10 protein-coding genes are annotated in these 10,638 nt (G+C 43.5%); 3 read left to right on the plus strand and 7 right to left on the minus strand.

The features are described 5' to 3' along the window. Window positions 1-216 precede the first annotated feature (216 nt). From ACM0OY_RS38105 to ACM0OY_RS38120, 4 genes are all read right to left on the minus strand, one after another. Window positions 217-891: a cation diffusion facilitator family transporter gene (locus ACM0OY_RS38105; RefSeq protein ID WP_414573903.1), complete on the minus strand. Its 675-nt coding sequence runs from the start codon at window positions 889-891 to the stop codon at window positions 217-219. Window positions 892-970: 79 nt separating this feature from the next. Continuing rightward, window positions 971-1,348, minus strand: coding sequence for a hypothetical protein (locus ACM0OY_RS38110; RefSeq protein ID WP_414573904.1), 378 nt, complete (start codon window positions 1,346-1,348; stop codon window positions 971-973). A gap of 203 nt (window positions 1,349-1,551) precedes the next feature. Then, window positions 1,552-2,475, minus strand: a complete 924-nt coding sequence (locus ACM0OY_RS38115) for a cation diffusion facilitator family transporter (protein ID WP_414573906.1) — start codon at window positions 2,473-2,475, stop codon at window positions 1,552-1,554. A gap of 3 nt (window positions 2,476-2,478) precedes the next feature. After that, window positions 2,479-4,446: a heavy metal translocating P-type ATPase gene (locus tag ACM0OY_RS38120; protein WP_414573907.1), complete on the minus strand. Its 1,968-nt coding sequence runs from the start codon at window positions 4,444-4,446 to the stop codon at window positions 2,479-2,481. A gap of 58 nt (window positions 4,447-4,504) precedes the next feature. Here ACM0OY_RS38120 and ACM0OY_RS38125 point away from each other — a divergent pair, with 58 nt between their 5' ends. Continuing rightward, window positions 4,505-4,636, plus strand: coding sequence for a hypothetical protein (locus ACM0OY_RS38125; RefSeq protein ID WP_414573913.1), 132 nt, complete (start codon window positions 4,505-4,507; stop codon window positions 4,634-4,636). Window positions 4,637-4,730: 94 nt separating this feature from the next. Next, window positions 4,731-5,414, plus strand: a complete 684-nt coding sequence (locus tag ACM0OY_RS38130; protein WP_414573908.1) for a tetratricopeptide repeat protein — start codon at window positions 4,731-4,733, stop codon at window positions 5,412-5,414. A 92-nt stretch (window positions 5,415-5,506) separates the two neighbouring features. Here the strand turns inward: ACM0OY_RS38130 and ACM0OY_RS38135 are convergent, their stop codons facing one another. The 3 genes from ACM0OY_RS38135 to ACM0OY_RS38145 are packed head-to-tail and all read right to left on the minus strand — an operon-like array spanning window position 5,507 to window position 7,708. After that, window positions 5,507-6,367: an RNA polymerase sigma-70 factor gene (locus ACM0OY_RS38135; RefSeq protein ID WP_414573909.1), complete on the minus strand. Its 861-nt coding sequence runs from the start codon at window positions 6,365-6,367 to the stop codon at window positions 5,507-5,509. 3 nt (window positions 6,368-6,370) lie between these two features. After that, window positions 6,371-6,994 (minus strand): FMN-dependent NADH-azoreductase, encoded by a 624-nt coding sequence (locus ACM0OY_RS38140; RefSeq protein ID WP_414573910.1) that lies wholly within the window; start codon window positions 6,992-6,994, stop codon window positions 6,371-6,373. Window positions 6,995-7,030: 36 nt separating this feature from the next. Then, complete coding sequence (locus tag ACM0OY_RS38145) at window positions 7,031-7,708, minus strand: hypothetical protein (protein ID WP_414573911.1); 678 nt, start codon at window positions 7,706-7,708, stop codon at window positions 7,031-7,033. Window positions 7,709-8,462: 754 nt separating this feature from the next. Between ACM0OY_RS38145 and ACM0OY_RS38150 the strand changes: the two genes are divergently transcribed. After that, window positions 8,463-10,638, plus strand: a 2,176-nt coding sequence (locus tag ACM0OY_RS38150; RefSeq protein ID WP_414573912.1) for an efflux RND transporter permease subunit, incomplete at its 3' end; no start/stop codon positions are given.

Here is a 10,638-nt window from a genome sequence, read left to right on the forward strand (position 1 = left end):
AAAGTTTTAGCGATCGCACTTTTTTACCCGACCTCACAAAATCGCGTTGCTCCCTGCTAACACTGGGGTGACAAGCAGTGACAGAAATACCGCTCCCATCAAGCTTATATTAATATTTGATTGGTGTGACATTGTGGTGCATGGCGGATGGTAGTCGAATTTTTAACTATGGCGATCGCTTCTGTCAAGAGACAAGGTGTCAGACTCAACCGAACGTCATAACTTGCAAGTAAGTTGAAACTGCCTCAGACTATCTTGAATTAGAGAAATAGCACTGATGCTCAAAAACAAGGCAACCAGTAAACTAGCGACTGCATCTGCCCATAGCCAATTAAAAAAATAAACACAACCAGCAGCCAGAATTACACCGATAGAACTGCCAGCATCAGCAATCCCATGTAAGAAAACTCCCCGCAGATTCAAATCATGATGACTATGCTTGTGCAATGGTTGGATAGTTAAACCGTTAATTACTATGCTCAAGGTAGCTACAGTCAGCATGGGTAAGCCTGATACAGGTTGAGGATTTTGAAAACGTTCCACAGCTTCTAAAGCAATGAAACCAGCTAAAGTTACTAAACTCACTCCATTTAGTAATCCTATCCAAGCTTCTATTTGCTGGTACTTAAAATTCGTTTCAACTGAAGATTGACGCTCTGTTAACCAAACTACTAACACTGTCAATCCCAAAGTCACCACATCGGAGAATAGGTGTCCCGAACCTGCTAAAAGTGACAGGCTACCTCCCCAAAGTCCAACTCCTAATTCTATTAAAAATAGGCTACTCCGTAGCCCGAAAATTACCCAAAGTAAATTTAACTTTTGCGTATCATCTACAGTTTTGGTGTAGGAATGGTGGGAATGTTGCAATTTTGGGTTGGTAAAACTCATCTTTATTTTTTACATTCAAAGCTTCTAATTTAAAAATTGAGGATAAATGAAAATTAAAGCAATGGAATATAACGGATACTCAACGATGTTTTAATGCCGGTGACAGTATTGAATACATTTGAAATAGCCGAATATAAAGCCTAGCATCTTTGTGTTGTTGCCACTCAATCCAGGCAATCACCCACTGAAGTTTGCTATGCACTAATAACCAATACCAAAGACGTTCGCTCCAAGTATCTAAATCCTGGGGTACTGTAACATTCAAGTGTAATAACCGGATGGCGTAGGTAATAGCAGATTTCTCGGCATTTCTAGCAAGGATGAGTAACAATTCTCGTCGATATGCTAAAGCTTCCCGTTCAGCCAAGGCTGGGTAAAGACGGAATGCAGATCGTTTACGACGATAACTGCGTTGGAGTCTAAAACACAGGAGCGATCGCAGTATGTCTTTGTCCATAAAATTTACCGTCTTAGTTAAGAGTAAATTGCAGAACGAGGAGATAGAAAGAGAAACAGAAATTTATTGATCCAGATGCTCTTGTGTTTCAATTTACCGATTACCATGACCAAACAAATAATACCTTTCCCCTTTTACCGGACTTACACCCATTATGTTTGAATTGGTAAACTACAAGTTTATCCATCCTTACTTAATTAGTTTTAAACAACGTTTTCTTGAGCAAGAGGACATGGGTAACTCGGATCGCCAGTTTCTATCTGAAACGTGGTGTGTTCAATTCCAAAATGATCTTGAAGCTCTCGATTTACCTGGACTAAAAAAGCATCGCCGGGATGTCCTGTGGGCATTACCAAGTGAGCTGTAAGGGCTGTCTCTGTGGTACTCATACCCCAAATATGAAGGTCATGGACACCAGCTACATCGCGGAGTTCAGCTAGATAAGTGCGGACGGCAAGCGGTTCAATACCTGCTGGTACAGCATCTAATGCCAGGTCTAGAGAGTCTTTCAACAGTTGCCAGGTTCCAACTACTACTACGACAACGATAATTAAACTCACAACTGGATCAAACCACAACCAGCCATTGAAAACAATGGCAATGCCAGCTAATACAACCCCCAACGAAACTCCGGCATCAGCCGCCATGTGCAGAAACGCTCCTCGAATATTTAAGTCCTTTTGACGACCGGACATAAACATCAAGGCAGTAACTGTGTTGATGATAATCCCTACTACAGCAACGCCGATGACTGTACCTCCCGATACTGAGCTAGGTTCGCTAAAGCGACGAACTGCTTCCCAAGCGATCGCACCCATCGCTAGAAGGAGAACAAGTGCGTTGATCAGAGCCGCCAAAATTGAGGAACGACGCAATCCGTAGGTATGCCGTCGGGTTGGTGGTCGTAGGGTGAGGGCACTTGCTCCCCAAGCTAGTAGCAATCCCAATACATCACTCAAATTGTGACCAGCATCGGCAACCAAAGCAAGCGAGTTTGCTCGGTAGCCATAGACTGCTTCAACAATCACAAATCCGACATTGAGGGCAGTACCAATTGCGAAAGCGCGGTTGTAGTTGCCCTGTCCGTGTTCGTGTCCCTGATGCTTATGGCTGTGGTCATGTACCATTGCTTAATCCTTAACCGTCTTGGTTTTAAATAGCCGCATTCCATTTGCAGTAACTAATAAGGAAGTCCCTGTATCTGCTAAAACAGCTACAGCTAACCCAACAAACCCAAAGGTTCCTAATAGCAGAAACAAACCTTTTGTTACTAAAGAAAAGACAACATTCTGTTGAATTACAGATACAGTGCGACGGCTTAGTTCTACTGCATAAGCAAGTCGTCTGAGGTCGCTGCCCACGATCACGACATCTGCTGTCTCCAAAGCAATATCTATTCCACCAACCGCAAAACTGATATCCGCAGCAGCAAGTGCAGGGGCATCGTTAATACCATCCCCAACCATACCTACTACTCCTTTTTGACGCAGGAGTTGAATTTCTTCAAGTTTATCTTCGGGTAGCAGTTCTGCTCGGTACTCTGTAATTCCAACTTGCTGGGCAATCTGCTTGGCAACAGCAGTGCGATCGCCTGTCAACATTACCAACCGCTTTAATCCAACCCGCCTCAATTGTCGCAGAGCTTCTGTAGCTTCCAAGCGGATGCCATCGGAAAGTGCGATCGCTCCTAATAACCCTTCATTTGTCCCTATCAGCACCGGAATTTGGCCGAGTTGTTCAATTTCAGCTAACAAAGATTCAGCTTCACCAGATAAGCGAATACCTTGGTCTAAAAATAACCTTTGATTGCCTATGAAGTACAACTGCTCCCTCAAGTTCGCCTGAATCCCTTTGCCAGGCAGTGCTGTAAATTTAATAGGTGCTTCTAACTCCATGCCTTGCTCATGAGCCTTGGCTACAATTGCCTTGGAGAGAGGATGCTCAGACTGTTGCTCAACTGAAGCTGCAATCTGTAACACCATGTTTGCGCTTACCTTACCAAGGTCATAAACCTTTTGTACAACGGGTAGCCCTTGCGTAATCGTACCAGTCTTATCAAAAGCAAAAGTAGTCAAACGTCCGGCGGTTTCCAGCGCATTACCCCCTTTGAACAAAACGCCCTTACGAGTTGCTGCACCAATGGCGCTGACAATCGAAACAGGAGTAGAAATTACCAAAGCACAGGGACAGGCTATTACCAACATCACCAGCGCCCGATAAACCCAAACGTTAAAAGGTTGAGCAAAAGCCAAGGGCGGAATTAGGGCAATGGCGATCGCAATCAAAATTACAATTGGGGTGTATATCTCTGCAAACCGATCCACCCACTGCTGAGAAGGAGCGCGACTTCCTTGAGCTGATTCTACCAAATGAATAATTTTAGAAACAGTTGTATCACTAACAGTGTGAGTTACTTTAACTTCTAAAAAGCCTGATTGATTCAATGTTCCAGCAAAGACAGTATCGCCTGGTGCTTTATCTTCTGGAATTGACTCTCCTGTAATTGGCGATTGGTCAATGGCACTGCTGCCAGAAATAACTATGCCATCCAACGCCACGCGCCCTCCGGGTCGAAGCGTCAAAATTTCACCAACTTGAATGCTTTCAACGGGAACTGTAACTTCTTTATTCCCCCGCTTGACAGTAGCAGTAGGTGGAGTTAAATCCATGAGAGCGCTGATAGCATTGCGCGTGCGACCAAAGGTAAAAACTTGCAGTGTTGTACCCAAAGAAAACAAAAACAGGACTAGCGTTGCCTCAAACCAGTCCCCCAAAATTACTGCCCCAATAACTGATATGGTCATCAGCAGATTCATATCGGCACGGCGCAAGCGCAACTCAAACAAACCTGCCCGTGCAATAGGATAGCCTGCAATTACTATGCCAATTCCATAAAAAGCCCTTGCTATCCAGATCGGTAATGCCAAATGTTGAGTCAGCAAACCCAGGACTAACCCCAATCCCGCTAAAATTACGCTCTGTCCTCGGCGGTTGTTAATCCAGAATTTCCAGCTTGCTGGGTCGCGTTTTTGAGTTGCTATTATTCCAGCGTTGATTACGATTATTATCTTTGGGGAAAATAGCACAAGCCGCCTCATAGTTCTTAGTCAAGTTATCCTTAGCTTGCAGTTACCGTTTGCAGTGATTCCATTGGTGATGTTTACAAGTAACCGTCACTTAATGGGAGACTTTGTAAATCCCCTGTGGCTAAAATCTCTAGCTTGGTTAGTTGCTATTATTATCGTCGGTCTAAATGTTTGGTTGCTATTACAAAGTATTTTGGGTTGACTGGGTTTCAAGCTTTAAACCGCTTAGGATGGATCTAGTCAAGAACAATCTCGTGTATCTGTCTTGATAAATATATCAAGGAGAAAGTTAAGCTATGAACTATATTCACTCTTCTGTTGCCATTCTGGGAATAACGAGTAGCGTACTGAGTGGAATACCTGTTGCTGTTCATGCTGCACAGAAAGCACCAACGCACATCCAACAGATGAATTATCAGGAATACTATAGTCAGGGTGTGCAAAAGCTTGAGCAAGGCAACTTCAACGCTGCAATAGAAGATTTTAGTCGGGTAGTACAGTTAAATCCTACATACTATGAGGGTTTCTGCCTGAGAGGTTTGGCAAAATCTCAATTAGGAGATTTTAAAGCAGCCGTTATCGACTTTGATCAAGCACTGCGATTAAATCCCAACCATACAGATGCTTACAACAGTCGGGGGACTGCTCATGCGGAACTAGGAAGCATTCAAGCTGCGATTACCGACTTTAACCAGGTAATAAAAATTGATCCGAAGTCTGTAGATGCTTACTACAATAGGGGCTTTTTGAATTATAGACAAGGAAATCACAAGCTGGCGATCGCTGACTTTAACCAAGCCCTACAAATCAACCCCAATTTAGCTGATGCTTACGGCAACCGAGGACTTGCTGAATATGCTTTAGGCGATCGCAAAAATGCCATTAATGATTTAGAGCAAGCTGCAAGTCTATTTCAGCAGCAAGGAGATAGGCAGAGGTATCAGCAAACACAAGTCCTGATTCAGCAAGTTCAGCGTTAGTAATTCATTCAGGGTAAATAGAAGCGTTAAGAAACCCGGTTTTCTTGTGAATCAGGTTTATAAATAAAAAAACAAAAGTCACCCTTTTATTTTTATGATTTCACTGCTCCTAGCTTCTCTGGATTAACCACTGCAAAAATTGCTCGAATTTTATCACTTGCAAACTCAAAACTAAAAGTACTATGGGGCTTTTTATCCACAGTATTGATAACTCCAGGCTGACCATTGACTGCTACAACCTGTGAAACTAGCGTAGGTGTTAATCGGCTGCGTCGAATCGCCACTAAAAAACGAGCTACTTTTATACACCCATATAATGGTTTCTGTGCTGCTACAACTTTACCTCCTCCATCTGACCAGAATGTTACATCTTCTGCCATGAGTGCAATGAGTCCCTGTACGTCGCCGTGATTCCAATAGTCGAGAAATTGCTCAACCAAGATGTCTTTATCATGGCAATTTAGGGCGATCGTCGGTCTGCGTAGCACAAGATGCTGACGGGCGCGACAAACAATCTGGCGGCAATTTGGGATACTTTTGCCTACAGTCTTAGCGATCGCCTTGTAGTCATAATCAAAAACTTCGCGTAATAGGAAAACGGCTCTTTCTTCTGGCGATAGGCATTCCAGTAGCATGAGAAATGCGAACGAAAGGGATTCTGCTAATTCAGCACAGTCTTTAACATCCGTTAGTTCTGTTGTCAGTGGCTCTGGCAACCATGTTCCTATGTATTGTTCTCGCTTCATACGGGCAGATCGAAGATGGTCGATACATAAACGAGTCACTGTACTAGATAGAAACGCTTTAGGAGACTGCACTACACTTTCAGTACTTTGCCAGCGAATCCAGGCTTCCTGCACGATATCTTCTGCCTCGGTCACGCTTGCAAGCATTCGATAGGCGATCGCAAACAGGAGGGATCGATACTGATTGAACAGGTCTAATCGGTTCATAAGTTACCAAGTTGCCGCTATCATCATCAGCTTTACTCGTGCCTGTTCAATACTCTGTCGCCGAATTTCATCAGGCATAAACTGATTTGGAACAGCAATAATTGTGATGTCTTCAATGCCAATAAAGCCCAAAATTGATCGCAAATAGGTTTCACAAAAATTCATACTTCCCATTGGCGTATTGGGCGCAAAATTTCCGGCACTCGGAGTAATCACCAATGCCTTTTTGTTGATCGCAAGTCCTTCAAAAGTAAAACTGGTTGGATCAAACGTAAAGGTGCGATTAACTCGAACGATATTATCCACATACACTTTAAAGGTTGATGGAACGCTAAAGTTATACATGGGCACACCGAGTAATAAGCGATCTGCCCACAGCAACTCCTCAATCAGTTGCTCGGAGTCAGCAAGTACCGTTTTCATATCTGGTGTTCGACTGTCTGGAGGAATATAGTTTGCAACTGTCCACAGTTCTGTAGGATGAGCAGGGGGATTCATACCGACATCTCGCTGTTTATAGCGTCCATCAGCATGGAAGTTCTGCCATGTTTGAATAAATTCGTGACTGAGTGTGCGAGAAATTGATTGTTCTAACCGTACACTGGATTGAACTTCAAGTAGCTTCATAAGGTTGTCTCATAAACTTCTGATCGGTTCAACAATTTAGCGTTTAGATTGTTGGTAAAGTTGTTCAAGCTGTGTCGCATTAAGTTCACAATCGATCGCATCTATTAAACTCTCTTGACTTGCTGCTATCGATTGAATCCCTTGTTGACAAACTTTGGTCAGAAATATGATTAAATCACTCAATCGGCTAAATTGAGGCTGTGTTGATAAAAATGATTCAGTCACTCCCATCGGCGGCAGTTTTGTCCCGTCAGCACAATAAATGACGGGTTTCTCTGGGTCTAAGCGCATCATGCAGTAGATCGTATCCTTGCCATTAGTCAAGATAGAAAAAGGCAGTAAATCGATTAAGCATCTGCCAAGTTTTAGATGGTGATGTCCTGCTAAGGCGTAATCCAATGGCAAGAATTTGGCAACAATAAGGCGATTTTCCAGTTTTAGATGCATTTCGTTCTCTCGACCGGATAACTCCCCATGCCATTTTCCTTTGAGCCTGAGTAATTTCTGTGCCAAATTTAACTTTCCTGGCTTGCCAGATAGCCCATTATGCCATTGATACAGGTCGGAAGCATCTTGGGGAAACTTCCATGAAAATGAAGCGATTTGTACCTCTTCAGCACGGGTTAATCCAGTCTGTAGACGGCTGGCAATTTTAGGTGCAGTTTGGATTAGCACAGTGTGAAAACAATCAAGTATTGCGAGGAGTTCAGTCATGGCGATCGCCCACAGTTAAAGTTATAAATTGGCTTACATAATCAAAGACGAGAGAGGCACTTGGTTTGTGACAAGCCGATACTCCGAGTTTTTCCACCTCTATCAAATTCCCTAACCTTTGCATCCATATAAATCCTTAGTTTTGTTGGGTCATCATCATTTGCTGATTAATACGATTAACCTCTTTAAACCAATTTGTAATTACATTTTGTAACGGTGATTTCAGTTAAGCATCAAAACGTTTTTCCTGTAGAGGTAGGGAACTTAAACCCCTAAAATTTGCTCAATTTTGTTCAACAGTTAAGTTTGTTTGATTGCTAGATAATCACCGTTGCTTTACCCCGGTGAAAATATCAAGACAGGAAGTTTTGAAAGAAGTTCCTAGACGATAACATTTACGGATCATATCTAAGGCAGAGTATGGTACGCGTAATCGAAGTGGGTAAAATACGGGGAGATGTAGGGGTATTAAACCCTTGATTTTACGATAAACTACTTGATTTCAACTATTACGGTAACAATTGTAATCAGGTAAGATCATCAAAGCTGACGTTTGCCATCCTGCTGTTGATGGTTTGTAAGAATGCTCAAAAATTCATCCCACGCTTCCCAAAGGGACAAACATGGGGCAACTTGAAGTTTAAGCTAAAAATTTCATCTCAATTTCATCTTCATTTGGGAGAGTAGGTAAAGTACTTGATCTTTAAACTTACTTAGCTGCACAGCAAGCAGACATCCCTTAAAACGTTTAAAAATGCTTGACTATATTGTTAAATGGTCGATCGCTCAACGCTGGCTAATAGTTATTGCTTCCATCCTCATATCTGTTTGGGGCTTTCTCGTCCTTACGCAAATGCCACTGGATGTATTTCCCAACTTTGCCCCACCCCAGGTCGAAATTATGACCGAAGCACCAGGACTTGCAGCAGAGGAGGTTGAATCCCTAGTTACCCGACCAATAGAAAGTGCTATCAACGGTACCCCAGGACTGGAAGCATTGCGTTCTTCCTCGGCTGTAGGTCTTTCTGCTGTGAGAGCTACTTTTAGCTTGGACACAGAAATTTATCGCGCTCGTCAATTGGTGACAGAACGGTTGCAACAAGCACGCAGTCAACTACCGCAAGGTGTAGAAGATCCAGAGGTTCTTCCCGTCAGTTCGCCTTTAGGATGGACTGTCAAATACGCCTTTACCTCTGAAACCACTCAAATAATGGAGGTATGGCGGATTGTCAACTGGCAAGTGAAGAACCGCCTGCTGGCTGTCCCTGGTGTAAGTAATATCGTCATATTTGGTGGGGATGAACGTCAGTATCAAGTGTTGGTTAACCCTGATAAGCTGAAGGCGTTTAATGTTTCCCTTGATGATGTCACCAAAGCCGCCGCCGCAGCCAACGCTAATGCACCAGGGGGATTTTTAATTACTCCTGATCAGGAGACATTGGTGCGAGGGGTAGGGCGGATTGAATCTATTGAGCAGTTGAAAAAATCAGTAATTAAAGCCAAAAATGGCATGCCAGTACTGTTAGAACAAGTGGCCGATGTACAAATTGGTGCAGCACTCAAACGCGGCGATGGCAGTTTTGCGGGTAAAAAAGCGGTAATTTTGACAGTCAACAAACAGCCAACAGCAGATACGCCAAAAGTAACGAAGGCGGTTGAAAAAGCAATAGAGGAAATTCAGGCCGGTCTGCCTAAAGATGTCAAAATTACAACTACTTTCCGTCAAGAAGATTTTATCGAAGCCTCGATCGAAAACGTTGAAGAAGCTTTGCGTGATGGTACTATCATCGTTTCCGTCATCCTTATTCTGTTTTTGATGAATTGGCGCACGGTAATCATTAGTTTGAGCGCCTTACCCGTGTCCTTATTATTAGGAATGATGATTCTGAACTGGACAGGACAAGGCATCAACACCATGACTTTGGGCGGACTGGTGGTGGCTATTGGTTCAGTGGTGGATGATGCCATTGTAGATATGGAAAACGTCTACCGCCGCTTGCGGGAAAACCAACTAGCAGGTAATCCCATTCCACCATTGCAAGTTGTCTTTAATGGTTCAGTTGAGGTGCGGGTTAGCGTCCTCTTCGCCACAATTATTATTGCAGTTGTCTTTGCACCGATTTTCGCCCTCTCTGGTGTAGAAGGTCGAATTTTTGCACCAATGGGTTTAGCCTATCTGCTGTCAATTGCTGCTTCCACCTTAGTCGCGCTGACATTAACCCCAGCAATGTGCGCCCTGTTGTTAACAAATACAAGATTACCCAGTACAGAAACTTGGTTAGAAAAACAAACCCATAAATTTTACCGTCCAGCTTTGAAATTTTCTATGCGCCGCCCCAAAATTATTTTAGGAATGGCGATCGCTGGCTTTGTGGCTTCATTGGTAATTATGCTAGGTTTAGGGCAAGTTTTTTTACCAGAATTCCAAGACCGCTCTTTGGTAATCGCCGCAGTTTTAATGCCTGGTCAGTCTCTGGATGCGACTAATCAAGTAGGGATAGCGATCGAAGAAGCCCTGAAAAAAAATCCTGGGGTTGAAACGGCTCAATTGCGCTCTGGACGGGCTGTGGGGGATACTGAGGTGGCTGGTGTAAACGGGGCAGAAATAGATGTCCAACTCAGCGAGGAGGGAGCAAAAGACCGAGACAAGACAATTGAAACGATTCGTAAAGAATTTGATAAAATTCCCGGGGTCGTTCCCAATATCGGCGGGTTTATTTCGCACCGGATGGATGAGGTACTCTCAGGTGTACGGAGTGCGATCGCTGTGAAAATTTTTGGCCCCGATTTGGAACAACTCCGCACCCTTGGTGAACAAGTACAATCAACTATGGGCCAGGTTTCGGGTCTAGTAGATTTGCAACTAGAACCGCAAGGGGAGCAACGCGATTTTGTGAGGTTGGGTGAAAAAGGTGCGATCGCTAACAACT

It is taken from the genome of Nostoc sp. CCY 9925 (assembly GCF_963920935.1).
Classification (GTDB): domain Bacteria; phylum Cyanobacteriota; class Cyanobacteriia; order Cyanobacteriales; family Nostocaceae; genus Nostoc.